General features: G+C 67.6%; 17 protein-coding genes. 7 read left to right on the top strand and 10 right to left on the bottom strand.

Annotated features, from left to right (window positions below; translation table 11 throughout):
- Positions 1-33 precede the first annotated feature (33 nt).
- The 3 genes from ACSQ3D_RS21500 to ACSQ3D_RS21490 form a co-directional block, all read right to left on the bottom strand.
- Positions 34-3,267 carry an efflux RND transporter permease subunit gene (locus ACSQ3D_RS21500; RefSeq protein ID WP_436128255.1) on the bottom strand — a complete coding sequence of 1,078 codons (3,234 nt, stop codon included), beginning with the start codon at positions 3,265-3,267 and terminating at the stop codon, positions 34-36.
- A 174-nt stretch (positions 3,268-3,441) separates the two neighbouring features.
- Positions 3,442-4,695 carry an efflux RND transporter periplasmic adaptor subunit gene (locus ACSQ3D_RS21495; RefSeq protein WP_436128254.1) on the bottom strand — a complete coding sequence of 418 codons (1,254 nt, stop codon included), beginning with the start codon at positions 4,693-4,695 and terminating at the stop codon, positions 3,442-3,444.
- Positions 4,696-5,106: 411 nt separating this feature from the next.
- A complete protein-coding gene (locus tag ACSQ3D_RS21490; protein WP_436128253.1) occupies positions 5,107-5,991 on the bottom strand; it encodes an alpha/beta hydrolase in 885 nt (294 codons plus the stop codon).
- Positions 5,992-6,180: 189 nt separating this feature from the next.
- On the opposite strand from ACSQ3D_RS21490, the gene ACSQ3D_RS21485 reads away from it, so the two are divergent.
- On the top strand, positions 6,181-7,098 hold the full coding sequence (locus tag ACSQ3D_RS21485; RefSeq protein WP_436128252.1) for a LysR family transcriptional regulator: 918 nt from the start codon (positions 6,181-6,183) through the stop codon (positions 7,096-7,098).
- A gap of 155 nt (positions 7,099-7,253) precedes the next feature.
- A complete protein-coding gene (locus ACSQ3D_RS21480; protein WP_082486162.1) occupies positions 7,254-7,568 on the top strand; it encodes a VF530 family DNA-binding protein in 315 nt (104 codons plus the stop codon).
- 72 nt (positions 7,569-7,640) lie between these two features.
- Here the strand turns inward: ACSQ3D_RS21480 and ACSQ3D_RS21475 are convergent, their stop codons facing one another.
- The 3 genes from ACSQ3D_RS21475 to ACSQ3D_RS21465 all read right to left on the bottom strand — a co-directional run bounded on the left by ACSQ3D_RS21475 (position 7,641) and on the right by ACSQ3D_RS21465 (position 12,769).
- Positions 7,641-8,600 carry an alpha-E domain-containing protein gene (locus ACSQ3D_RS21475; protein ID WP_056411801.1) on the bottom strand — a complete coding sequence of 320 codons (960 nt, stop codon included), beginning with the start codon at positions 8,598-8,600 and terminating at the stop codon, positions 7,641-7,643.
- Position 8,601: 1 nt separating this feature from the next.
- On the bottom strand, positions 8,602-10,137 hold the full coding sequence (locus ACSQ3D_RS21470) for a circularly permuted type 2 ATP-grasp protein (RefSeq protein WP_436128251.1): 1,536 nt from the start codon (positions 10,135-10,137) through the stop codon (positions 8,602-8,604).
- Between the two features lie 91 nt (positions 10,138-10,228).
- The gene (locus ACSQ3D_RS21465; protein WP_436128308.1) at positions 10,229-12,769 is read right to left on the bottom strand and encodes a DNA internalization-related competence protein ComEC/Rec2; all 2,541 of its coding nucleotides are present in this window, start codon (positions 12,767-12,769) and stop codon (positions 10,229-10,231) included.
- Between the two features lie 236 nt (positions 12,770-13,005).
- On the opposite strand from ACSQ3D_RS21465, the gene ACSQ3D_RS21460 reads away from it, so the two are divergent.
- The gene (locus ACSQ3D_RS21460) at positions 13,006-13,464 is read left to right on the top strand and encodes a RidA family protein (RefSeq protein ID WP_056173733.1); all 459 of its coding nucleotides are present in this window, start codon (positions 13,006-13,008) and stop codon (positions 13,462-13,464) included.
- A 53-nt stretch (positions 13,465-13,517) separates the two neighbouring features.
- Here ACSQ3D_RS21460 and ACSQ3D_RS21455 read toward each other — a convergent pair whose 3' ends face one another.
- The 4 genes from ACSQ3D_RS21455 to ACSQ3D_RS21440 all read right to left on the bottom strand — a co-directional run bounded on the left by ACSQ3D_RS21455 (position 13,518) and on the right by ACSQ3D_RS21440 (position 20,695).
- Positions 13,518-15,293: a methyl-accepting chemotaxis protein gene (locus tag ACSQ3D_RS21455; protein WP_436128250.1), complete on the bottom strand. Its 1,776-nt coding sequence runs from the start codon at positions 15,291-15,293 to the stop codon at positions 13,518-13,520.
- Positions 15,294-15,535: 242 nt separating this feature from the next.
- Entirely contained in the window at positions 15,536-17,896 is a 2,361-nt protein-coding gene (parC, locus tag ACSQ3D_RS21450) for a DNA topoisomerase IV subunit A (protein ID WP_436128249.1), read from the bottom strand.
- The gene (locus ACSQ3D_RS21445) at positions 17,893-18,732 is read right to left on the bottom strand and encodes a lytic transglycosylase domain-containing protein (RefSeq protein WP_436128248.1); all 840 of its coding nucleotides are present in this window, start codon (positions 18,730-18,732) and stop codon (positions 17,893-17,895) included. The genes parC and ACSQ3D_RS21445 overlap by 4 nt, the downstream gene beginning before the upstream one ends.
- Entirely contained in the window at positions 18,710-20,695 is a 1,986-nt protein-coding gene (locus ACSQ3D_RS21440; RefSeq protein WP_436128247.1) for a DNA topoisomerase IV subunit B, read from the bottom strand. The genes ACSQ3D_RS21445 and ACSQ3D_RS21440 overlap by 23 nt, the downstream gene beginning before the upstream one ends.
- 262 nt (positions 20,696-20,957) lie before the next feature.
- Here ACSQ3D_RS21440 and ACSQ3D_RS21435 point away from each other — a divergent pair, with 262 nt between their 5' ends.
- The 4 genes from ACSQ3D_RS21435 (at position 20,958) to dapA (ending at position 23,931) form a co-directional block, all read left to right on the top strand.
- Positions 20,958-22,175, top strand: coding sequence for an MFS transporter (locus ACSQ3D_RS21435; RefSeq protein ID WP_436128246.1), 1,218 nt, complete (start codon positions 20,958-20,960; stop codon positions 22,173-22,175).
- A gap of 2 nt (positions 22,176-22,177) precedes the next feature.
- Positions 22,178-22,357, top strand: coding sequence for a hypothetical protein (locus ACSQ3D_RS21430; RefSeq protein WP_436128245.1), 180 nt, complete (start codon positions 22,178-22,180; stop codon positions 22,355-22,357).
- A 92-nt stretch (positions 22,358-22,449) separates the two neighbouring features.
- Positions 22,450-23,004, top strand: coding sequence for a class I SAM-dependent methyltransferase (locus ACSQ3D_RS21425; RefSeq protein ID WP_436128244.1), 555 nt, complete (start codon positions 22,450-22,452; stop codon positions 23,002-23,004).
- Between the two features lie 30 nt (positions 23,005-23,034).
- Positions 23,035-23,931 carry a 4-hydroxy-tetrahydrodipicolinate synthase gene (gene dapA / locus ACSQ3D_RS21420; RefSeq protein WP_436128243.1) on the top strand — a complete coding sequence of 299 codons (897 nt, stop codon included), beginning with the start codon at positions 23,035-23,037 and terminating at the stop codon, positions 23,929-23,931.
- The last annotated feature ends 4 nt before the right edge of the window (positions 23,932-23,935 follow it).

Here is a 23,935-nt window from a genome sequence, read left to right as displayed (position 1 = left end):
GGACGGTGGTATTGAAAATGGCCAGGGAGCCCATCACTCGTGCTCTTGGCGGGGTGCGGCCAGCACGGGGTGGGCGCTGCCGCCGCCGTGCGGGTTGTGCGAGATGGGCGCCACGTGTGTGCCGTGCTCCACCAGCGGGCGGTTGCCAGCCAGCTTGCGCAGCAGCACGTAGAAGACGGGCGTGAGGAACAGGCCGAAGGCCGTCACCCCGATCATTCCGGAGAACACGGCCACGCCCATGGCGCTGCGCATCTCGGCGCCGGCACCGGTGGAGAGCACCAGGGGCAGCACACCCATCACGAAGGCCAGCGAGGTCATCAGGATGGGGCGCAGCCGCAGGCGGCTGGCCTCGATGGCGGCCTGCACGGGGGTGCGCCCGGCAAACTCCAGCTCGCGCGCAAACTCCACGATCAGGATGGCGTTCTTGGCCGACAGACCCACCAGCACGATGAGCCCGATCTGCGTGAACACGTTGTTGTCGCCCTTGCTCAGCCACACCCCCGTCATGGCCGCCAGGATGCCCATGGGCACGATCAGGATGATGGCAATGGGCAGCGTCAGGCTTTCGTACTGCGCGGCCAGCACCAGGAACACCAGCAGGATGGCCAGCGGGAACACCAGCACGGCAGAGTTGCCGGCCAGGATTTCCTGGTAGGTCAGCTCGGTCCACTCGAAGGTGATGCCCTGCGGCAGCGTCTCTGCCGCAATGCGCTCGATGGCGGCCTGGGCCTGGCCCGACGAGTAGCCGGGTGCAGGGCCGCCGTTGATGTCCGCGGCCAGGTAGCCGTTGTAGCGCATGGCACGCTCGGGGCCGAAGCTCGGCTCCATCTTCATCAGCGCCGACAGGGGCACCATCTCGCCGGTGGCAGAGCGCACCTTGAGCAGGCCCACGTCTTCAGCCCGCGCGCGGTAGGCCGCATCGGCCTGCACACGCACGCTGTAGGTGCGGCCGAACTGGTTGAAGTCGTTGGCGTACAGGCTGCCCAGGTAGATCTGCAGCGTGTCGAAGATGTCCGTCACCGGCACACCCAGCTGGCGGGCCTTGGTGCGGTCGATGTTGGCGTAAAGCTGCGGCACGTTGACCTGCCAGCTGGTGAACAGGCCGGCCAGCTCGGGCGTCTGGTAGGCCTTGGCCATGAAGGCCTTCACGGCGCCGTCCATGGCCTGAAAGCCCAGCGACGCGCGGTCTTCGATCTGCAGCTTGAAGCCGCCGGTGGTGCCCAGGCCCGCCACGGGTGGCGGCGGGAACATGGCGATGAACGCATCCTGGATGCTGCCGAACGACTGGTTCAGCTGCCCCGCCACGGCGCCGCCGCTCTGGTCGGCGCGGGTGCGCTCGGCAAAGGGCTTGAGCGTGGCGAACACGATGCCCGAGTTGGAGCTGTTGGTGAAGCCGTTGATCGACAGGCCGGGGAAGGCGATCGCGTCTTCGACGTTCGGGTTCTCCTTCATGATCTCGCCCATGCGGCGGATCACGTTCTCGGTGCGGTCCAGCGTGGCGCCATCGGGCAGTTGGGCGAAGCCGATCAGGTATTGCTTGTCCTGCGCGGGCACGAAGCCGCCGGGCACGATCTTGAACAGGCCCACCGTGGCACCCACCAGTGCGAGGTAGATCACGAACATCAGTGCCTTGCGGCCGATGACGCGCTTGACGCCGCCGCTGTAGGCCTCGGAGCCGCGGTGGAACAGGCGGTTGAAGCCGCGGAACAGGCCACCGAACACCTTGTCCATGCCGCGCGTGAGCGCGTCCTTGGGCTCGTTGTGGCCCTTGAGCAAGAGTGCCGACAGCGCGGGCGACAGGGTCAACGAGTTGATCGCCGAGATCACCGTGGAGATCGCGATCGTGACCGCGAACTGCTTGTAGAACTGGCCCGTGAGCCCGCTGATGAAAGCCAGCGGTACGAACACCGCCACCAGCACCAGTGCGATGGCGATGATGGGGCCGGACACTTCCCGCATGGCGCGGTAGGTGGCCTCGCGCGGGGTCAGGCCCGCCTCGATATTGCGCTCGACGTTCTCCACCACCACGATGGCGTCGTCCACCACGATGCCGATGGCCAGCACCAGGCCGAACAGGGAGAGCGCGTTGATCGAAAAACCCAGCAGGTGCAGCACCGCGAACGTGCCCACCACCGACACCGGCACAGCCAGCAGCGGGATGATGGACGCGCGCCAGGTCTGCAGGAACAGGATCACCACCAGCACCACGAGGGCGATGGCTTCAAGCAGCGTGTGGATCACGGACTTGATGGAGGCACGCACGAACTGCGTGGGGTCGTACGCAATGCGGTACTCCACGCCTTCGGGCATGTTCTTCTGGATCTCGTCCATGGTCTTGCGCACGTTGGACGAGATGTCCAGCGCGTTGGAGCCCGGTGCCTGGAACACGCCCATGCCCACGGCCGGGTCGTTGTTGAGCAGCGAGCGCAGCGAGTAGTCGGCTGCGCCCAGTTCCAGGCGGGCGATGTCGCGCAGGCGCGTCACGGCGCCGTCCGCACCGGTCTTGACGATGATGTCGCCGAACTCTTCCTCGGTCTGCAGGCGGCCCTGGGCGTTGATGGACAACTGCAGGTCCACGCCGGGCAGGCCGGGCGATGCGCCCACCACGCCGGCGGCGGCCTGCACGTTCTGGCCGCGGATGGCGGTCACCACGTCGCTGGCCGACAGGCCGCGCTGCGCGACCTTTTGCGGGTCGAGCCACACACGCATGGAGTAGTCGCCGCCGCCGAAGATCTGCACCTGGCCCACACCGCCGATGCGGGCGAGGCGATCCTTCACATTGAGCACCGCGTAGTTGCGCAGGTAGTCGATGTCGTAGCGGTTGTTGGGCGAGACCAGGTGGACCACCATGGTCAGGTCCGGCGCGCTCTTGACGGTGGTGACGCCCAGGCGGCGCACTTCCTCGGGCAGGCGCGGCTCGCCCTGCGACACGCGGTTTTGCACCAGCTGCTGGGCCTTGTCGGGGTCGGTGCCCAGGGCAAAGGTCACGGTCAGCGTCATGACGCCGTCGGTGGTGGCCTGGCTGCCCATGTAGAGCATGCCTTCCACGCCGTTGATGGATTCCTCCAGCGGCGTGGCCACGGTCTCGGCGATCACCTTGGGGTTGGCGCCCGGGTACTGTGCGCGCACCACCACGGAGGGCGGCGCGACTTCAGGGTATTCGGAGATGGGCAGACCGCGCAATGCGATGAGCCCCCCGAGGAAGATGAGCACCGACAGCACCCCGGCGAAGATGGGGCGGTCGATGAAGAAGCGGGATAGATTCATGGATGCAAAAAGCTCGTGTTGGTTCACCCCCTGAGTCGCTGCGCGCCTTCCCCCTCTCCTTCGGGAGGGGGACCCCCCAGCGCGGCGGGGCGGCCCTTGCGCGGGGATGCTGGCGAAGTCATGCCCGTTGCACAGGCTTAGGAGACGCGCAGCGTTAGGGAACTGAAAAGGTGTTCAGACGGCGGGCGACTTGGTGTTGTTCTTGGCTTCCTTGCGATCACCCGCAACTTCGGCCTTGGCGGTCATGGGGACGGACTGGGGTGCCACCACGGCACCGGGGCGCACGCGCTGCAGGCCGTTGACGACGATGTTCTCGCCCGCCTTCAGGCCCGACGTGACCACGCGCAGGCCGTCGATGGGCGCGCCCAGCGTGACTTCGCGGTACTCGGCCTTGTTGCCTTCGCCCACCACCATCACGAACTTCTTGTTCTGGTCGGTGCCCACGGCACGCTCGTTGATCAGCAGGGCCTGGGTGTCGCGCGCCTGGCCCATGCGGATGCGGGCGAACTGGCCGGGGATGAGTGCGCCGTCTTCGTTGTCGAACACGGCACGCACGCGCACCGTGCCGCTCTTGGCGTCCACCTGGTTGTCGATCAGTTGCAGGCGGCCGGTGTGCGGCGTGCTGCCCGCGGTGCCAGTGCCCATCTGCACAGGAATGCGCTCGATGAGTTGGCGCGCGCTGTGGCCCCGTTGGCTGCTTTGCAGGTCGGCCAGCGCCTTCACCACGATCTGCTCGTCGGTGTCGAAGCTGGCGTAGATGGGGCTCACCGACACCAGCGTGGTCAGCACCGGGGCGCCGGCGCCGGCGGCCACCAGGTTGCCCACGGTGACTTCGATGCGGCCTACGCGGCCTGCTACGGGTGCACGCACCTGGGTGTAGCCAAGGTTCAGCTTGGCGGTCTGCAGCGCGGCCTGGGCGGCGCGCAGGTTGGCGTCGGCCTCCCGCTGGGCGTTCAGGCGCTCGTCGTGCTCACGCTGGGCAATGGCGCGTTCTTCGAGCAGGCGCGTGGCCCTCTCCATTTCGCTGCGGGTGTAGGACACGCGGGCCTGGGCGGCGACCACCTGGGCTTCGGCGCGGTCGACCTCGGCCGCATACGGCGCGGGGTCCACGGTGACGAGCAGGTCACCCTGCTTGACCAGCGAGCCTTCGCGGAAGTGCACGGCCTGCACGGCACCCGAGACGCGCGGTCGCACGTCCACACGCTGCACGGCCTCGAGGCGGCCTGAAAATTCATCCCACAGGGAGATGTCCTTTTGCACCACGGCAGCGACCGACACCGGCATGGCGGGCGGCGTGGCGCCTTCGCCGTTGGCCTGGGCCGTGGGCGCCTGGAAGACGAGGACCAATGCAGCCACGGCAGCGGTGACGGCGGTGGCGATGGTGGCCAGGCCCAGGGGGCGGTTCTTGGAGAGCGGGTTGGTGGTCATGGTCGTTTCAATCAATCGTTGAGGCGGGCGTTGCGGGCGCGCCGGAAAAGGTTTTGTGCGCAGAACTCGGTGCAGGCGATAGAGGAAGCAAAGGTCAGAGGGGGATGGACGGGCAGTTCAGGTCAAAAGACGCAGTGGCCCAGCGGCAGGTGGCGGGCCGGGCTGCGGGCGTTCAAGAATTTCGCTGTGTTGTTCACGTTGTTATTTCCTCCGTATCGTTGACATCAATGGCCCTGCCAGCCGTCCTGCCCCTCACGGGCACGGCTTGCAGAAATGCGCGGGCAAAGCGTCTCCCTCCGCCACGGCGTGCCGGAAAAATCAGCGTTGAAAACCAGGTGGTCGGTAAAGAGGCTGCAGTATCGAACCTCAACTTAAGTTGAGGTCAACACCTTCTTGCAGCACGGGGTGTTGTCAGGAAGGCACCGGACATCGAGTGGCCTCGAAGAACAGCCGGAACTGCTCTTGCGCACCGGCGGCACAAGGGCATTCGAGCGGGCCGGTCTGGGTCTGCAGCAGGGCATCGGGCCACTGCGCAGCCTTGGTAAACACGTGGCAGGTGACCTTGAGGCCGGCAGCGTCCAGCCGGGCAGCGTAGGCCACTGCTTCATCGTGCATGGGGTCGGTGTCGCCCACCAGCACCAGCGTGGGCGGCAGCCCCGCCAGGCGGCGCGCCGCACCGGGCACCGCGTACGGGTGGTCGGCATCGCGCGGGCAGCTCAGGAAATTGCGCCACCCCTCTGACCACTTGCAGCCGGTGGCGTCGCCCGTGGCTTCGCGCACCGATGCAGTGCCCACGCACGGGTCCAGCATGGGCGACAGCAGGATCTGCCCGGCAAGCGGCGGGTGCGACTGGTCGCGCGCCACCAGACTCACGGCGGCGGCCAGGTTGCCGCCAGCCTCTTCACCGGCCAGGTACACCAGCGAGCCCTGCCCGCCCAGTTTGGTGCGGTTGCGGTGCACCCACTTCAAAACGTTGTAGCCTGTATCCACCGGCTGGGGGAATGGCGTGAGGGGGTAGGCCACCGACACCACCACCGCGCCGACGCTCTCCAGCAGCGACGCCACGGTGCAGCCATTGTCCAGGTCGCCCGAGGTGAATGCGCCGCCGTGAAAATGCACCACCACCGGAGACACCTTGCCCGTCTTCTTGCGGCCATACATGCGCACGGCCACGTCCTGCCCCGCGGCCACCTCAATGGTGGAGTCGGTGCACACGGACGCCGCCTTGGACACCTTGGAAGGTGCGGCGTCGGACTGCGATGTGAAAGAGGACGAAGACGGTCTGTCGGGCTGCATGGCATGTACCCAGTGAATTGAGGATGGGATAAATGTAGTGGTTGCCGCCGGCCGGATAAACAGGTCAAACACCACTGCACTGTTTCCAAAAGCTCAACAATCAAACGGCGGCTTGCGTGTGAGAATTCCTCAGCACCCACTGGTGGGTGCTGCAGTCCGGATTGCAGTTTCAGATTTCAAGGAGAAGCCATGGACCAGATACAGGCCATGCGCATATTCGTGCGGGTGGTGGAGGCCGGCACGTTCACCCGGGCAGCGGATTCGCTTTCGCTGCCCAAGGCCACGGTCACCAAGCATGTACAGGCGCTGGAGGAGCGCCTGCGCGTGAAACTGCTCAACCGCACCACCCGCCGCGTGACGGTGACGCCCGACGGCGCCGCCTATTACGACCGGACGGTGCGCCTGCTGACCGACCTGGACGACATCGAGGCCAGCATGACCAACGCGCGCGCCAACCCGCGCGGGCGCTTGCGCATCGACGTGGGCACATCGGTGGCGCAGTTGCTGCTGATCCCGCACCTGGCGGACTTCCACGAGCGCTACCCGGACATCCAGCTCGACCTGGGGGTGAGCGACCGCATCGTGGACCTGATCGGCGACAACGTGGACTGCGTGATCCGCGGCGGTGAGCTGAGCGACCAGTCGCTGGTGGCGCGGCGCATCGGCAACCTCGAATTCATCACCGTGGCGTCGCCCGACTACCTGGCGCGCAAGGGCACGCCCGCGCACCCGCTGGAGATCGAGGAAAAGCACACCAGCCTGCTGTACTTCTCGCCGCACTCGGGGCGGCACTACCCGCTGGAGTTCCGCAAGGACGCCGAGTCCATCGACATCTCCGGCCCCTACCAGCTGAGCGTGAACGAAGCCAATGCGTATGTGACGTCGCTGGTGGCGGGGCTGGGCATCGGGCAGATCACGAGCTTTCAGGCCGAGAGCCACCTGCAGGGCGGCACGCTGGTGCAAGTGCTGCCCGAATGGACGCAGCCCCTGCTGCCGGTGTATGTGGTGTATCCGCCCAACCGCCATTTGAGCGCCAAGGTGCGCGCCTTTGTCGACTGGGCGGCCGAGCTGTTCCAGCGCGAAGCCCAGATGCAGCGCAAGGGGTAGACCCGCCTGCGCCGGCCTGCGGGCTGGGTGCCGCATTACCCGGCGCCTGAAGGGGCTCCACCGGCCACCGGGCCCGCCGGCTCCCATGCCGCGATGGCAGGCCACCAGCCCGCTCCCCGGCGCTGCGGGCATCTGCGGTCTGTATGCTTCAGGGGATGAGCATTTCTGAGACCCCACCGCCCGCCACGCCGGGAACCCCGGCACCCGACGAAGCCCCCGCCCCGGTTGCCAAGCCCGTCCAGCCCCGCAACCCGCTGCACGGCGTGACGCTGGAGGCCATGGTGGTGGCCCTGGCGGACTATTTTGGCTGGGATGAACTGGGCCAGCGCATTCCCATCCGCTGCTTCCAGAGCGACCCCAGCGTGGGATCGAGCCTCAAGTTCCTGCGCAAGACGCCCTGGGCGCGCGAAAAGGTCGAAAGCCTGTACCTGTTCATGCTGCGGGATCAAAAGCGCAACAACGAGGGCTGAGCCGGAGGTTGCCGGCCTGCCGCGCCGGCAAAGCCACGGCGGCCAGCCCCCTCCCCTGGCCTGCCTTGACCGTCAGTCGCCCGCCGCCACCAGGAAGTCGCGGCTGATGCCCCCGCCCAGGTCGTTGACCCGGTCGAGGAACTGCGTGAGGAACGCATGCAGGCCCGTCGACAGGATCTCGTCGATGCGCCCGTACTGCAGGTCGGCCAGCAGGCGGCCCGCGCGGCGCTGGGTTTCGGCCGACTGCTGGTTGGCCACCACGCTGAGGTTGTCCACCACCTCGCGCATGCAGGCGTGCAGGGACCTGGGCATGTCGCGGCGCAGCACCAGCAGGTCGGCCACGCGGCCCGGGGTGATCACGTCGCGGTAGACCTTGCGGTACACCTCGAACGCCGAGACGCTGCGCAGGATGGAGCTCCAGTGGTAGAAGTCGGCCTCCTGGTTGCGCTCGCTTGCGCGGCCGAAGAAGTCGTTTTCCACCGCGTGGAACTTCACGTCCAGCAGCCGCGCCGTGTTGTCGGCGCGCTCGAGGAAGGTGCCCAGCCGCAGGAAGTGAAAGGCCTCGTCCTGCAGCATGGTGCCCAGCGTCACGCCGCGCGACAGGTGCGAGCGGTATTTCACCCACTCGAAGAACTGGCCGGGCTCACGCTCGAAGGCGCCGCTTTCCAGCACGCGGTGCAGCTCCAGCCAGGTCTGGTTCTGCGTCTCCCACACCTCGGTGGTGAGCGCCCCGCGCACGGCCCGCGCGTTTTCGCGCGCAGCGCGCAGGCACGACAGGATGGACGACGGGTTCTCGCCATCGCGCACCATGAATTCCAGCACGTTGTGGGGCGTGACCTTGCCATGTTTGGCGGTGTAGGCGGGAATCAGCTCGCTGATGGACAGCAGGCCTTCCCAACCCTCCTGCACCACGTCGGCAGACTGGGGCAGGAGCGAGGTCTCGTAGCTCACATTGAGCATCCGGGCGGTGTTCTCCGCCCGCTCGGTGTATCGAGACATCCAGAACAGGTGATCGGCAGTGCGGCTCAGCATCTCAAAATCCTCCCTGTGTTTGTGTCATCCCATCCATCGACTGCGACTGCGACTGCGACTGGGTCTCCGGCCGCGGCGCTGCTGCGGCGGCGTGTTCGCCCAGCACCCAGGTGTCCTTGGTGCCGCCGCCCTGGGATGAATTGACGACCAGAGACCCCTCCTTCAGCGCCACGCGCGTGAGGCCGCCCGCGGCCATCTGCACCTCGCGGCCGCTGAGCACGAAGGGGCGCAGGTCGATGTGGCGCGGCGCGATGCCGGCGTCCACATAGGTCGGGCAGCTCGACAGGCTGAGCGTGGGCTGCGCGATGTAGCCGGCCGGGTTGGCCAGCAGCGCGCGGCGAAAGTCCTCGATCTCGGCCTGCGTGGCCGCGGGGCCGATGAGCATGCCGTAGCCGCCGGCGCCGTGCACTTCCTTGACCACGAGGTCCTTCAGGTTGGCCAGCACGTGCTGCAGGTCGTCCTGCTTGCGGCACATCCAGGTGGGCACGTTCTTGAGGATGGGTTCCTCGCCCAGGTAGAAACGGATCATCTCGGGCACGTAGGGGTAGACGGACTTGTCGTCGGCCACGCCGGTGCCCACTGCGTTGCAGATGCCCACGTTGCCGGCGCGGTACGCCTCCATCAGGCCGTAGCAGCCCAGCGTGGAGTTGCGGCGGAACACCTGCGGGTCGAGGAAGTCGTCGTCCACGCGGCGGTAGATCACGTCCACCCGCTGCAGGCCGCGCGTGGTGCGCATGTAGACGAACTTGTCCTTGACCACCAGGTCCTGCCCTTCGACCAGCTCCACGCCCATCTGCTGCGCCAGGAAGGCGTGTTCGAAGTACGCGCTGTTGTGCATGCCGGGCGTGAGCACCACCACTGTCGGCTCGTCGGCCGCCGCGGGCGCGCTGGCGCGCAGGGTCTCGAGCAGCATGTCGGGGTAGTGCGCCACCGGCGCGACCTTGTGCAGGCTGAACAGCTCGGGAAAGAGCCGCATCATCATCTTGCGGTTTTCGAGCATGTAGCTCACGCCGCTGGGCACGCGCAGGTTGTCTTCGAGCACGTAGTACTCGCCCTCGCCCTGCGCGTTGGGGGCGCGCACGATGTCGATGCCGGCGATGTGCGCGTAGATGTTCTGCGGCACGTGCAGCCCGGCCATCTCGGGCCGGTACTGGGCGTTGTTGACGATGAGGTCCTGGGGCACGATGCCGGCGCGGATGATGTCCTGGCCGTGGTACACGTCGTGGATGAACCGGTTGAGCGCGGTGACCCGCTGCACCAGCCCCAGCTGCATGCGGCTCCACTCGTGGGCCGGGATGATGCGGGGGATCAGGTCGAACGGGATCAGCCGCTCGTTGCCGGCGCCGCCCTCGTCCTTGGCGCCGTAGACGGCAAAGGTGATGCCCACGCGGCGAAAGATCATCTCTGCCTCGGCCCGGCGGGCCTGCATCACGTCAGGGGGCTGTTTGCTCAACCACTGCGCATAGCGCTTGTAGTGTTCCCGCACATCGCTGCCCTCAAACGGCAGCATGGCGTACATCTCATCAAATTTCTGCATGAACGGGCCTCCTGCACGCAGGATAGCAAGTTGTGAGCCCACCTCCGGCCTGGTGGCCCCTTGGCGCGGCCTGCGCTTGCAAAAAGTCCGCTCAACCGGGTCGCGGCGCCATATCGTGCTGCCAGTAATGCCTGGCACCGTCGCGTTCGCAGCCGACTTCGTCCGGCCGCGCCGATGACCAGGTGGCGGCGCCGCACCGGGCGGACTCCACCATGCGGATGCCTCGCGCGTGGTAGCGCTCGAACACATCGGGCGCCGGGTGGCCGAAACGGTTGCGGTAGCCGGCCTGCACCAAAGCGGTGCGAGGCTGGACAGCCTCCAGAAACGCGGCGGTGGACGACGTCTTGCTGCCGTGGTGCGGCACCAGCAGCACGTCCGCCCGCACCGGGGCGCCGCGCGCCAGCAGCGCCTGCTCCTGCGGCGCCTCGATGTCGCCGACGAGCAGGGCGACCGGCGGGTCTGGCCTTGCCCCCTGCCCCGCCGCCGTGACACGCAGCACGCAGCTCAGTGCATTGGGGCGGCGGGCCTGCGCGGCATCGCCGTCTTGCGGGTGCAGCACCTCGAAGGCCACGCCATCCCAGCTCCACTGCTGGCCCTGCAGGCAGGGCTTGACCGGGCGCAGCGCCTGCAGCGCGTGGTCGGCTTCGATGGAGCCGGTGAGCTCGGCCTGCGGCTGCTGCGCCAGCACGGCGGCTGCGCCACCCGTGTGGTCGATGTCGCGGTGGCTGAGCATGAGCACGTCCACCCGCTCGCCCAGCGCGCGCAGCAGGGGCACCAGCACGCGGTGGCCCGCATCGCTCTCACGGCTGAAGCGCGGGCCCGCGTCGTACAGCAGCGTGTGCGTGGCCGTGCGCACCAGCACCGCATTGCCCTGGCCGATGTCTGCCGCCAACAGCTCGAACTGGCCCGCCGCCGGCCGCGCCGGCTGCCACGCCAGCAGCGGCCACAGCAGGGGCAGCGCCAGCAACCGCAGCCGCCAGGGCAACCGGGTGGCCAGCAACGCGCCGCCCGCCACGGCCGCCACGCCCGCCCAGAGAGGCGCCACAGGCAGAAAGACCACCGCCCAGGGCCACTGCGCCAGCCATTGCAGCAAGGCGGCCAGCGGCTGCAAGGCCAGCGCCGCCAGGCTCCACAGCGGCGCCCACAGCACGCCGCCCAGCGCCAGCGGGGTGACCACCAGCGTGACCCAGGGGATGGCCACCAGATTGGCCGCAAAGCCGACCAGCGACACCTGGCCGAACAGCAGCACGCCCAGCGGAGTGAGGGCCAGCGTCACCACCCATTGCTCGCGCAACAACGAACGAAAATGCCCTCCACCGCTCGATCCATGAGCGCCACCAGCTATCGAATTAGTAGCAAACAGCACACCGACCGCCACGAAGCTCAGCCAGAAGCCCGCATGCGCCAGCGCCCACGGGTCGGCCATCACCACGGCGGCGCAGGCCAGGAGCCACACCTGCGGCCATGGCCACCGCCGGCCGCTGAGCTGCAGCAGCGCGATGGCCGCCAGCATGATCACCGTGCGCTGGGCCGGTACGCCCCAGCCGCTGAACAGCGCGTAGCTAGCCGCCAGCAGCACGCCCGCAGCCAGCGCCACCGACTGCGCCGGGGCCCGCAGGCACAGCCGGGTGGAACGGCGCCACAGCGCACGCACGGCCAATGCCGCCAGCCACGCGAAGAGCGTGATGTGAAGCCCCGAGATGCTCATCAGGTGCGCCACGCCTGTGGCGCGGAACACGTCCCAGTCGGCGCGGTCGATGGCGCGCTGATCGCCTGTCACCAGTGCCGCCACCACCCCGGCGATGCGGGCACGTGTCGGGTCGTCGCTGTGCCCATCGTGCACCAGCCGCTCGATGATGGCGTCGCGCACCGCCTGCCGTGCGCGCTCCACGGGGTGCTGCCAGGTCGAACCGAGCAGCACCGGCGCCTCGTCCTTGGGGCCGGCGCGCACATAGCCGGTGGCCTGCACGCCCTGCTCCCACATCCAGAGTTCGTAGTCAAACCCGTGGGGGTTGCGCAGGCCGTGCGGCGCTTTCAACCGCACGGTCAGGTCCCAGCGCTCGCCGGCACGAAGGGAGGGCGGCGGGCGCTGCAGGTCGGCCACGCCCGCCGCATCGCGAAAGGCGCCGCCGTACCACGCGACCTCGATGCGCGGCGGCAACTGCACGGGTGCGCCCTGCAGCAACGCAGTCTCCACGTCCAGGCGCAGGCGGGTGCCTGCTTCGTTGCTTTGCGGCATGGCGGCCACCATGCCGGTGACGCGGATGTCGCGCCCTTCCAGCTGCGGCGACAGCGCCTGGCCCAGGTAGTCGGCAGACCGCAGGCCGCTGCTGCCGAACAGAGCGAGCCCACCGGCCGCAGCGGCCAGTGCCATGGCGGCGATGGGCATCCACCCAAGGTCCGCGGCCCTTGTGCGGCCCACAGCCCATGCTGCCAGCGCAAGAACACACGCAGCCACCAGCAGGACGGCGTACGCGGTGGCGCGCCACAGCGCAGGTTGCTGCAGTTGCAGCGCAGCGCCCGCCACGGCGCCCAGCAGCAGGGCGGGCACCAGCCAGGGCCGGGGTGGGCGTGCAGCCTGTGCGGTGGGCCGTGCGGCCTGCTGTGCCCCCACGCCACCGTCTTGCGCCATGCCGCCGGCCCGGGGTGACGGCCGGGCCGGAACGGCATTAGAAGCGCTTATGCGGGGCATGGGCTGATGCTAATGCGCAGGCAGCGCGCCGCGCCGGTGGCAAGCGCAGTCGGCTGTGTAACACTCGCGGCCACCCGGGCGCTGTCTGCCGGCCGCAACGCCACGCAAGCGCATGCACCTGCGCTCGCACGCACGCACGCCCCGACGTCCACCCCTTTGATCATCAAGGAACCACCATGAGCGTTTACGACAAGCTGACAGAACTCAACATCACCCTGCCACCGGTGTCGGTGCCCGCCGCAGCCTACGTGCCGTTCGTGCAGACCGGCAATCTGGTGTTCCTGTCGGGCCACATCGCCCGCAAGGACGGCAAGCCCTGGGCTGCGCAGTTCGGCCGCGACATCGGCACCGAAGAAGGCAAAACGGCCGCACGCGCAGTGGCCATCGACCTCATGGGCACGCTGCAGGCCGCCTGCGGCGGCGACCTGAACCGGGTCAAGCGCATCGTCAAGCTCATGAGCCTGGTGAACTCCACCGGCGACTTCACCGAGCAGCACCTGGTGACCAATGGCGCCAGCGAACTGCTGGGCCAGGTGTTTGGCGACAAGGGCGTGCACGCACGCAGCGCGTTCGGCGTGGCGCAGATCCCGATGGGTGCCTGCGTCGAGATCGAGCTGATCGCTGAATTGGCCTGATGACTGCCGAGGCCTCGGAGTTCAAGAGCCCCGGGAGCCCTGGAACCCCGCCTTCAGAAGGACTCCCAGTCCTCCTCGGCGCCCTGGGCCAGGGCGGGTGAGCGGGCCGGCGCCGTCTTTGCAGGCGTCTTTGCAGCGGGCTTGCCGGTGGCCTGCGCACCCTGCGTGATGCGCGGCGCGGCGGTCTTGGCCACCGCCATCGGCTGGGATGCGGCAGGCCTTGCGACTGGCTTAGCAGCCGGCGTATGCGCTGCCCGCATCGGCTCCACCGCACCGCCGTAAGCCGCTCCATTGACCTTGAACACCGAGACCACCTGCGCCAGGTGTTCCGCCTGCTCACGCAGGCTCTGGGCCGCTGCCGCACTTTCCTCCACCAGTGCCGCATTCTGCTGGGTCATCTGGTCGAGATTGCCCACGGATTGGTTCACCTGCGTGATGCCTGCGCTCTGCTCGGAAGACGCCGAGGTGATCTCGCCGATCATGTCGGTCACGCTTTGCACCGAGCGAACGATGTCGGTCATGGTGCTGCCTGCGTCGGCCACCAGGCGGGTGCCGGTCTCCACCTTCTCCACCGAGGCGCTGATCAGCACCTTGATCTCCTTGGCGGCTTCGGCGCTGCGCTGCGCGAGGCTGCGCACCTCGCTGGCCACCACCGCAAAGCCGCGGCCCTGCTCGCCGGCGCGCGCGGCCTCCACCGCGGCGTTGAGCGCCAGGATGTTGGTCTGAAAAGCGATGCCGTCGATGGTGCCGATGATGTCCGAAATCTTCCGGCTGCTCTGGTTGATGTCCTCCATGGTGGACACCACCTGCGTCACCACAGCGCCGCCGCGCTCGGCCACGCCCGTGGCGCTGGCGGCCAGGGTACTGGCCTGGCGGGCACTGGCCGCGCTCTGCGCGATGGTGCTGGTGAACTCCTCCATCGCTGCCGCGGTTTCCTGCAGGTTGCTCGATGTCTGTTCGGTGCGCGCCGACAGGTCATGGTTGCCGGTGGCGATTTCTGCGCTGGCGATGGCAATGCTGTCCGTGCTCTGGCGCACCTGGTGCACCATGCGTCCGAGCGAATCGCTCATCGCATACTGCGAACGCAGCAGGTCCCCGAACTCGTCACCGCGCGTGACCGCTGCCTGCTCGCTCAGGTCGCCCGCAGCGATCTTGGCCGCCAGGTCGTTGGCCTGCGCCAGCGGACGCTGGATGCTGCCAATCAGGTAGTACGCACCGGCGACGATGGCCGCCAGCAAGGCCGCCACTGCGACGGCCGCGATCTTGACGGTGAGCATGCGCGACTCGGCCATGTCGGCCAGGCGCGTTTGAGCGGTCTTTTGCTGCAGGTCCACAAAGTCGCGCAGCGCCGTCAGGTAGGTCGCCACGGCCGGGTTGTAGCTTTGCTTGACCAGCGTGACCGCGTCCTCGGCCTTGCCGTCGGCCTTGAGCTGGCGCGCCTTGCCGCGCAAGTCGATCATGGCCTTGCGTGCATCGGCGATCTTCGCCATCTGCGCCTTGTCTGCATCCGACAGTGTCATGGCCTCGAGCGACTTCTGCACTTCGGTGATCTGGGCCGACGTGGCGGTGATCGCGTCCTTGAATTCGGCCTCGACCGCCGGATCGCTGCTGACGATGAGCGCCTGGGTGCGTGCCGCATTGGTTTCGGTGAGCCCAGCCCAGCGGATGGCGGCCCCGACACGGGCCTGCATCTCGCGGGACACCTCGTCGGCTTCGGCCTGTACCTTGGCCGACCGATAGGCGGAAAAGCCCACCACACCGGCCAGCATGACCACGATGAAGAGGACGGCGAGCCACAGCTTCTGGGCTATTCGGATGCGTTGGAACATCATGTCTCCTCAAGTTGTGGGTTACTTCAGGCAAATCTGCCAATGTCAGCCTTTGATCCGGGAGATTGTTTGCACCGCCAGCCCGCACCTGCTAAGACATTTTTTTACATATGGTGCGCCTGTTCGGCCTTTTCTTCCAATCCGTAGCAACCCGTGATGTGCTGCGTCGCAACAAAAAAGCCACCCGATCAGGGTGGCTTCGTGTGGGCCGGTGGCGTGGGGCGCCCGCTCCGCGGGTGGTGTCATTCCACGCGCGTGACGGCCGACGGCTTGAAGCCCAGGTCCGCCGCCTTGCCCTTGCGCCCCCGCGCAGCGCGGGCGTTGTTCAGGGACCGGATCTCCAGCGTCTCGTCGCGCTGCTTGCCGCCGCGGCCGATGCCGTCGATGCGGATGCTGCGCGTGTACGCCGCGGCGCCCGCCAGGGTGTCCTTGTCTTCCAGGTCGATCAGCATCAGGCCCCGGCCGCCATTGGCCATGGTCTTGAGTTCGGCGATCTCGAACGTAAGGATGCGCCCGCCCGCCGAGGCGCAGGCCACGTGCGTCGCCGGCGCCAGGGCCGGAACGCTGGTGCTGGACGTCCCTGCCGCATGCGAGGGCTGGCACAGCGTCTCGCCCTCGCCCAGGGTGATGAACGACTTGCCGCCCTTCTGGCGCGAGACCATGTTCTCGACCGACGCCAGAAAGCCGTAGCCGCCCGAGCCGGCCAGCAGCAGCGAGGCCTGCGCCGGTCCGGCAAAGTAGTACAGCAGCTGCGTGCCCGACTCCAGCTCGATCAGCGTGGTCACCGGCTGGCCGTCGCCCCGCGCGCCCGGCAGCGCCGACACCGGCACGGAATACACGCGCCCGTTGCTGCCGAAGGCCAGCAGCGTGTCGACCGTGCGGCATTCGAAGGTGTTGTACAGGCCGTCGCCGGCCTTGAAGGCAAAGCTGGCGGACTCGTGGCCATGGCCGGTGCGGGCGCGCACCCAGCCCTTTTGCGAGACGATCACCGTCACTGGCTCGTCCACCACCTTGACCTCGGCCACGGCCTTCTTCTCGGCCTGGATCAGCGTGCGGCGCGCGTCGGCAAAGGTCTTGGCATCGGCCTCGATCTCCTTGACCATCAGGCGGCGCAGCGAGCTGGGGTTGTTCAGGATGTCTTCGAGCTTGCCCTGGCTTTCGCGCAGCTCCTTGAGCTCCTGCTCGATCTTGATGGCTTCGAGCCGGGCCAGCTGGCGCAGGCGGATTTCAAGGATGTCTTCGGCCTGCCGGTCGCTGAGGTTGAAGCGCGCGATCAGCGCGGCCTTCGGATCTTCCGCCTGGCGGATGATGGCGATCACCTCGTCGATGTTGAGCAGAACGATCTGCCGCCCTTCGAGGATGTGGATGCGTTCCAGCACCTTGCCCAAACGGTGCTGCGTGCGGCGGGTGATGGTGGCTTGGCGGAAGGCAATCCACTCTTCCAGCATCTGCCGCAGGGATTTCTGCGTGGGCTTGCCATCGAGCCCCACCATCGTGAGGTTGATAGGGGCCGACGACTCAAGGCTGGTGTGCGCCAGCAGCGCGGTGATGAGTTCCTGTTGCGGCGTCTTGCCGGTCTTGGGCTCGAACACGAGGCGCACGGGCGCGTCCTTGCTGGACTCGTCGCGCACGACGTCCAGCACGGCCAGCATGCTGGCCTTGAGCTGCGTCTGGTCCTGCGACAGCGCCTTCTTGCCGGTCTTGACCTTGGGGTTGGTGATCTCTTCGATCTCTTCGAGCACCTTCTGCGTGCTCACGCCCGGAGGCAGTTCGTTGACCACCAGTTGCCACTGGCCGCGCGCCAGGTCCTCGATCTTCCAGCGCGCGCGCACCTTGAGGCTGCCGCGGCCGGTGCGGTAGGCGTCGGCAATGTCGGACGCCGCGCTGATGATCTGGCCGCCGCCCGGGTAGTCGGGGCCCGGCACCAGGGCCATCAGGTCTTCCTGGCTCAGGGCGGGGGTCTTGATGAGCGCAACGCAGGCATCAGCGATCTCGCGCAGGTTGTGGCTGGGGATTTCGGTGGCCAGGCCCACGGCGATGCCGCTGGCGCCGTTGAGCAGCGCGAACGGCAGGCGTGCCGGCAGCTGGCGCGGCTCCTGCACGCTGCCGTCGTAGTTGGGCATGAAGTCGACCGTGCCCTCATCGATCTCGTCGAGCAGCAGGCTGGTGATGCGCGACAGACGCGCCTCGGTGTAGCGCATGGCCGCAGCGCCATCGCCGTCGCGGCTGCCGAAGTTGCCCTGGCCGTCGATCAGCGGGTAGCGCTGGGCAAAGTCCTGCGCCATGCGCACCAGCGCGTCGTAGGCCGACTGGTCACCGTGCGGGTGGTATTTGCCCAGCACGTCACCGACCACGCGGGCGCTCTTGACCGGCTTGGCCGCCGTGGTGCGCGTGGGGCCGCTGTAGCCCAGCCCCATGCGGTCCATGGAGAACAAGATGCGCCGCTGCACGGGCTTGAGGCCATCGCACACATCGGGCAGTGCGCGGCCCTTGACGACCGAGAGCGCGTACTCCAGGTACGCGCGCTGGGCATAGCTGGCCAGGCCCTGGGAATCGCCGCCGTCGTCGGAGGCCGGAAAATCGAGAGTGGGTTGGTCGCTCATTCGTTCTTGTTGGAGTCAGATTCAATCGGTGGGGGCGTCTGCGCCACCCGCGTGGGTGGCAGGTTGCCCCGGTTCACGGCGCCGCCCGACAGTTCCATGCGCACGCGGCCCGGCGCCGCGCGCTGGGCCAGCACCGGTGCCGGCGGCTTGAGCTGGTGGTACAGGCCCATCACGGTGCGCACATAGTTTTGCGTTTCCTTGTATGCCGGCACCTTGTTGCCGGCGCGCTGCACCGCGCCTTCGCCCGCGTTGTAGGCCGCCAGCGCCAGGTCCAGCCGCTCGGGAAACATGTCGATCAGATAGCGCAGGTAGCGCGTGCCCGCGGGCACGTTCACGGCCGGATCGGCCAGCTTTTTCTCGACCGAGCGTTTGGCGTCGGCACTCACCCCGAAGCGCGTGGCCGTGGCCGGCATCACCTGCATGAGCCCCACCGCACCCTTGGGCGACACGGCGCCCGCGTCGAACCCGGACTCGGTGGCGATCAGCGCCTGCAGCAGTTCGTAGTCGATGTCATGCCGGGCCGCTGCCGCGCGCAGATGGTGCTTCACGCGCTTGTAGTCCGGCGCGATGTCTAAGAAGGCCAGCAGCCGCGCGCCTGCCGGGGGCAGCGCATTCGGCATGGGCGGTGCGCCCGCGGGCACATCGCGCGTGGAGTCGAACTCGTTGCCCTTGAAGAACAGGTGGTAGTTGGCGTCCACCTGCTCCGGCGCGAAGTGCGTCACGCCGCGCGCGTCGACAAAGGCCCACAGGTCGGCGTGGACCGCGCCGTGCGCCAGGCACAGCAGCAGGCCCGCACACGCCAGGCGCAGGCGGTCAGATGTCGATGTCGACCGCATCGCCATGCAGTTCCATCAGCTCGCGGCGCGAGGCGGCTTCACCCTTGCCCATGAGCTTGGTGATCAGTGCCTCGGTCGCGGCGAAGTCCATGTCGCCCAGTTGCACCGGCATCAGCCGGCGGGTGTCGGGGTTGAGCGTGGTTTCCCACAGGTGCTCGGCGTTCATCTCGCCCAAGCCCTTGAATCGGCTGACCTGGCACTTCTCGCGCGCCACGCCGTCCTTGGCGCATTTGTCGAGGATGGCAGTCAGCTCGCCTTCGTCCAGCGCATACATCTTGGCCGCGGGCTTCTTGCCGCGCGCGGGCACGTCCACGCGGAACAGCGGCGGGCGCGCCACGTAGATGTGGCCGGCCTCGATGAGCTTGGGGAAGTGGCGAAAGAACAGCGTGAGCAGCAGCACCTGGATGTGCGAGCCGTCCACGTCGGCGTCCGACAGGATGCAGACCTTGCCGTAGCGCAGGCCCGAAAGGTCGGGCGTGTCGTTGGGCCCGTGCGGGTCCACGCCGATGGCCACCGAGATGTCGTGGATTTCGTTGTTGGCGAACAGGCGGTCGCGCTCGACCTCCCAGGTGTTGAGCACCTTGCCGCGCAGCGGCAGGATGGCCTGGCTTTCCTTGTCGCGGCCCATCTTGGCGCTGCCGCCGGCGGAGTCGCCCTCGACCAGAAACACTTCGTTGTGGGCCAGGTCACGGCTTTCGCAATCAGTCAGCTTGCCGGGCAGCACGGCCACGCCGGAGCCCTTGCGCTTTTCGACCTTCTGGCCGGCCTTCTGGCGGGTCTGCGCGGCCTTGATAGCCAGCTCGGCCAGCTTCTTGCCGTAGTCGACGTGCTGGTTGAGCCACAGCTCGAGCGACGGCCGCACGAAGCCGCTGACCAAACGCACCGCATCGCGCGAGTTGAGCCGCTCCTTGATCTGGCCCTGGAACTGCGGGTCCAGCACCTTGGCACTGAGCACGTAGCTGGCGCGGGCGAACACGTCTTCGGGCAGCAGCTTCACGCCCTTGGGCAGCAGGCTGTGCAGCTCGATGAAGCTCTTGACGGCGTTGAACAAACCGTCGCGCAGGCCGCTTTCGTGCGTGCCGCCAGCGCTGGTGGGGATCAGGTTGACGTAGCTCTCGCGCATGGGCTGGCCGTCTTCGGTGAAGGCCACGCACCACGACGCGCCCTCGCCCTCGGCAAAGCTCTCGTTGTTGCGGTCGGCAAAGCCTTCGCCTTCGAACAGCGGGATCACCGGCTCGCCGTGCAGCGTCTGCATCAGGTAGTCGCGCAGGCCGCCTTTGTACTGCCAGGTTTGCGTGTCGCGGGTCTTCTCGTTGACGAGCTGCACCGTGACGCCCGGCATCAGCACGGCCTTGCTGCGCAGCAGGTGGGTGAGCTCGCCCATGGGCAGCGCGCTCGACTCGAAATATTTGGCATCGGGCCACACCCGAACCGAGGTGCCCTGCTTGCGCTCGCCCACTTCCAGCGCACGCGCCACCAGGGGCTCGATCACGTCGCCGGCAGAAAACACCAGGCGCGCCATCTTGCCTTCGCGGTAGCTGGTGGCCTCCAACCGGGTGGCAAGCGCGTTGGTGACCGACACACCCACACCGTGCAAGCCGCCGGAGAAGCTGTAGGCACCGCCCTTGCCCTTGTCGAACTTGCCGCCCGCATGCAGGCGGGTGAACACCAGCTCGATCACCGGCGCCTTTTCTTCGGGGTGCATGCCGAACGGGATGCCGCGGCCGTCGTCCTCGACGCTCACCGAGCCGTCGGCGTGCAGCGTGACGCGGATCTTCTTGCCGTGGCCGGCCAGGGCTTCGTCGGCGGCGTTGTCCAGCACTTCCTGGATGATGTGCAGCGGGTTGTCGGTGCGGGTGTACATGCCCGGGCGCTGCTTGACGGGCTCCAGGCCCTTGAGCACACGGATGGACCCTTCGGAATATTCACTACTGGTGGACACGGAAGACGGTTTGGCAGACATAGCGGCGGATTGTAGTGCGGCAGCGGGGCAATAGCTGGATGGAAAACCAGTGACGACAGCACTGTCAAAGGCGGTGGTGACGGCCCACGCGGTGCCGGGCCGCGAGAACGGGCCCTGCGTTGAATGAACAGTGGGGCCGTTGGGGCCCGTTGCAACACACAAGGGTACTGCCGTGCTGACGGCGGGGCCGCAACCCCGCTGCCAACTGTATTGGTTACCGGTGTATCAGCGCGTTTCGTGCAATCTGGCTACATTCCTGCGCATGCATATGAATACTCCCAAACTGTCCATGTTCCAGGTGCTGGCCTGCGGCGCGGCCATCGTGACGCTGTCCATGGGCATCCGCCATGGCTTCGGGCTCTGGCTGCTGCCCATCACCCAGGAAATGGGCTGGACGCGCCAGTCGTTCGCGCTGGCCATCGCGATCCAGAACCTGTCCTGGGGCGTGATCGGCATCTTTGCGGGCATGGCGGCCGACCGGTTCGGGGCGTTCCGGGTGCTGATGGGCGGGGCGGTGCTGTACGGCCTGGGCCTGGCGGGCATGGCCCTGTCGCCCACGCCCACGCTGTTTGCACTGACCGCAGGCGTGCTCATCGGCGCCGCGCAGGCCGGCACCACCTACGCCGTGATCTACGGCGTGCTGGGGCGGCAGATTGCGCCGGAGCGCCGGTCCTGGGCCATGGGCGTGGCAGCGGCAGCGGGCTCGTTCGGACAGTTCCTCATGGTGCCGGTGGAGGGCTGGCTGATTGCAGGGCTGGGCTGGCAGCAGGCGCTGCTGGTGCTGTCGATGGCGGTGCTGCTCATCGTGCCGCTGGCCTTCGGCCTGCGCGAGCCGGGCTTCAAGGGAAGCGCCCCGGTCAAGCGCGAGCAGACCATCGTGCAGGCGCTGGGCGAGGCGTTCCGCTACCCGAGCTTCAATTTGCTGATGGCCGGTTACTTCGTCTGCGGGTTCCAGGTGGTGTTCATCGGGGTGCACATGCCCAGCTACCTCAAGGACCACGGCCTGTCGCCGCAGGTGGCCAGCTACGCGCTGGCGCTGATCGGCCTGTTCAACGTGCTGGGCACCTACGTGGCCGGCACGCTGGGCCAGCGCATGCCCAAGCGCTACATCCTGGCCTTCATCTACTTTGCCCGCGCGGTGGTGATCACCGTGTTCCTGATCGTACCGCTGTCGCCGATGTCGGTCTATGTGTTCTCGGCCGTGATGGGCACGCTGTGGCTGTCGACCATTCCACCCACCAACGCCACCATCGCCCAGATCTTCGGCGTGCAGCATCTGTCGATGCTGGGCGGCTTCGTGTTCTTCAGCCACCAGATCGGCAGCTTCCTGGGCGTGTGGCTGGGTGGCTACCTCTATGACGCGACGGGCAGCTACGATATCGTCTGGTACATCGCCATTGGGCTTGGTGTGTTTGCCGGCCTGGTGAACCTGCCCGTCAAGGAAAGCCCCATCGCGCGCAGCACACCCCAACCCGCCTGACCATGACACCACAAGCCGCCGCCCCCACACCCGCGTCCGCCGACGCACCGGCCAAGCCTGCGCGTGCGCTGCGCTGGCTGGCCGGTGCGGTGGCGGTGCTGGCCTGCCTGGCGGTGTTCGGCATGTACACGGCGCCGGACTTCATGGTGATGCTGGCCGACCAGATGTGGGCCTGCTTCTGAGCTGCGCATGCCGGGCCTGCCCCGGGGATTCAAGTCTTTTTGGCTGCTACCGCGCTTCAGACTAGCGCCATCAGCTATTATTTTCATAGCATATGCACGGTCATGAACTGGCGTCCGAATGGGTGCGCCGCTGGAGCCACCTGATCGCCCCTGGCAGCACCGCCCTGGATGTGGCCTGCGGTGCGGGCCGCCACCTGCGCTGGCTGCGCGGCCTGGGCCACGCGGTGGTGGGCGTGGACCGCTCGGTTGAGGCCTTGGCAGCCTGCGAGGGGCTCGGCGAGTTGCTGCTGGCGGACATCGAAGCAGGGCCGTGGCCCTTGGCGGGGCGCCAGTTCGGCGCCGTGGTGGTCACCCACTATCTGTGGCGGCCGCTGCTGCCCGTCATCGTGCACAGCGTGGCGCCGGGCGGCGTGCTGATCTACGAAACCTTTGCGCAGGGCAACGAAACCGTGGGGCGCCCTGCCCGGCCTGAATTCCTGCTGCAGCCGGGCGAATTGCTCGCGGCCTGCGCGCCGCTGCGCACCGTGGCTTACGAGGATGGCTTCCTGCAAAATCCCGACCGTTTCGTGCAGCGCATCACGGCAGTGCGGGAACTCCCGCACGCGGGGAGTCCGCCCCGGCACCCTTTGGTCTCGCCGCCTAGTTAGAATGCTCTTTTACCGTTTTACAACGCGGACATGACCCTCCCCAGCGCACCCCTTACCGGCAGCATCGTCGCTCTCGTCACACCCATGCACGAGGACGGCAGCGTGGACTACCCCACACTGCGCAAACTGATCGACTGGCACATTGCCGAAGGCACCGACTGCATCGGCGTGGTGGGTACCACGGGCGAGTCGCCCACGGTCAACGTGCAGGAGCATTGCGAGATCATCCGCGTCGCCGTGGAGCAGTCTGCCAAGCGCGTGCCCATCATGGCCGGCTGCGGCGCCAACTCCACCGCCGAAGCGATCGAGCTGGCCAAGTTCGCGCGCGGCGTGGGCGCCGACAGCCAGCTGCAGGTCGTGCCCTACTACAACAAGCCCACGCAAGAGGGCCAGTTCCAGCACTTCAAGGCGATTGCCGAAGCCACGGGCGACCTGCCCGTGGTGCTGTACAACGTACCCGGCCGCTCCGTGGCCGACATGCAGCACGACACCGTGCTGCGCCTGGCGGAATTGCCCGGCATCATCGGCATCAAGGAAGCCACCGGCAACATCGAGCGCGCCCAGTGGCTCATCCGCGATGTGCCCGAAGGCTTTGCGGTGTACTCGGGCGACGACCCGACCGCCGTGGCCCTGATGCTGTGCGGCGGCCACGGCAACATCAGCGTGACGGCCAACGTGGCACCGCGCCTGATGCACGAACTGTGCGTGGCCGCGCTGGCAGGTGATGCCAAGCGCGCGCTGCAGATCCAGTTCCAGCTGATGCCCGTGCACAAGAATCTGTTCGTCGAAGCCAACCCCATCCCGGTCAAGTGGGCCATGGCCCGCATGGGCCTGTGCGGTGGCACCATGCGCCTGCCCATGACACCCTTGTCCAGCGGCAACGAAGCCATCGTCGAATCTGCGCTGCGCACGAGCGGCCTGATCTAATCCG

Source organism: Acidovorax sp. LjRoot117, from assembly GCF_964252695.1.
Classification (GTDB): domain Bacteria; phylum Pseudomonadota; class Gammaproteobacteria; order Burkholderiales; family Burkholderiaceae_C; genus Acidovorax.
The sequence above is the reverse complement of the archived record's forward strand: the minus strand, read 5'-3'. Positions and strand labels throughout refer to the sequence as shown.

What these genes read in the sequence shown, in the direction of transcription:
- ACSQ3D_RS21500 (WP_436128255.1), bottom strand. Translation starts at nt 3,267, where the DNA reads ATGAATCTATCCCGCTTCTTCATCGACCGCCCCATCTTCGCCGGGGTG.
- ACSQ3D_RS21495 (WP_436128254.1), bottom strand. Translation starts at nt 4,695, where the DNA reads ATGACCACCAACCCGCTCTCCAAGAACCGCCCCCTGGGCCTGGCCACC.
- ACSQ3D_RS21490 (WP_436128253.1), bottom strand. Translation starts at nt 5,991, where the DNA reads ATGCAGCCCGACAGACCGTCTTCGTCCTCTTTCACATCGCAGTCCGAC.
- ACSQ3D_RS21485 (WP_436128252.1), top strand. Translation starts at nt 6,181, where the DNA reads ATGGACCAGATACAGGCCATGCGCATATTCGTGCGGGTGGTGGAGGCC.
- ACSQ3D_RS21480 (WP_082486162.1), top strand. Translation starts at nt 7,254, where the DNA reads ATGAGCATTTCTGAGACCCCACCGCCCGCCACGCCGGGAACCCCGGCA.
- ACSQ3D_RS21475 (WP_056411801.1), bottom strand. Translation starts at nt 8,600, where the DNA reads ATGCTGAGCCGCACTGCCGATCACCTGTTCTGGATGTCTCGATACACC.
- ACSQ3D_RS21470 (WP_436128251.1), bottom strand. Translation starts at nt 10,137, where the DNA reads ATGCAGAAATTTGATGAGATGTACGCCATGCTGCCGTTTGAGGGCAGC.
- ACSQ3D_RS21465 (WP_436128308.1), bottom strand. Translation starts at nt 12,769, where the DNA reads ATGGCGCAAGACGGTGGCGTGGGGGCACAGCAGGCCGCACGGCCCACC.
- ACSQ3D_RS21460 (WP_056173733.1), top strand. Translation starts at nt 13,006, where the DNA reads ATGAGCGTTTACGACAAGCTGACAGAACTCAACATCACCCTGCCACCG.
- ACSQ3D_RS21455 (WP_436128250.1), bottom strand. Translation starts at nt 15,293, where the DNA reads ATGTTCCAACGCATCCGAATAGCCCAGAAGCTGTGGCTCGCCGTCCTC.
- parC (WP_436128249.1), bottom strand. Translation starts at nt 17,896, where the DNA reads ATGAGCGACCAACCCACTCTCGATTTTCCGGCCTCCGACGACGGCGGC.
- ACSQ3D_RS21445 (WP_436128248.1), bottom strand. Translation starts at nt 18,732, where the DNA reads ATGCGGTCGACATCGACATCTGACCGCCTGCGCCTGGCGTGTGCGGGC.
- ACSQ3D_RS21440 (WP_436128247.1), bottom strand. Translation starts at nt 20,695, where the DNA reads ATGTCTGCCAAACCGTCTTCCGTGTCCACCAGTAGTGAATATTCCGAA.
- ACSQ3D_RS21435 (WP_436128246.1), top strand. Translation starts at nt 20,958, where the DNA reads ATGCATATGAATACTCCCAAACTGTCCATGTTCCAGGTGCTGGCCTGC.
- ACSQ3D_RS21430 (WP_436128245.1), top strand. Translation starts at nt 22,178, where the DNA reads ATGACACCACAAGCCGCCGCCCCCACACCCGCGTCCGCCGACGCACCG.
- ACSQ3D_RS21425 (WP_436128244.1), top strand. Translation starts at nt 22,450, where the DNA reads ATGCACGGTCATGAACTGGCGTCCGAATGGGTGCGCCGCTGGAGCCAC.
- dapA (WP_436128243.1), top strand. Translation starts at nt 23,035, where the DNA reads ATGACCCTCCCCAGCGCACCCCTTACCGGCAGCATCGTCGCTCTCGTC.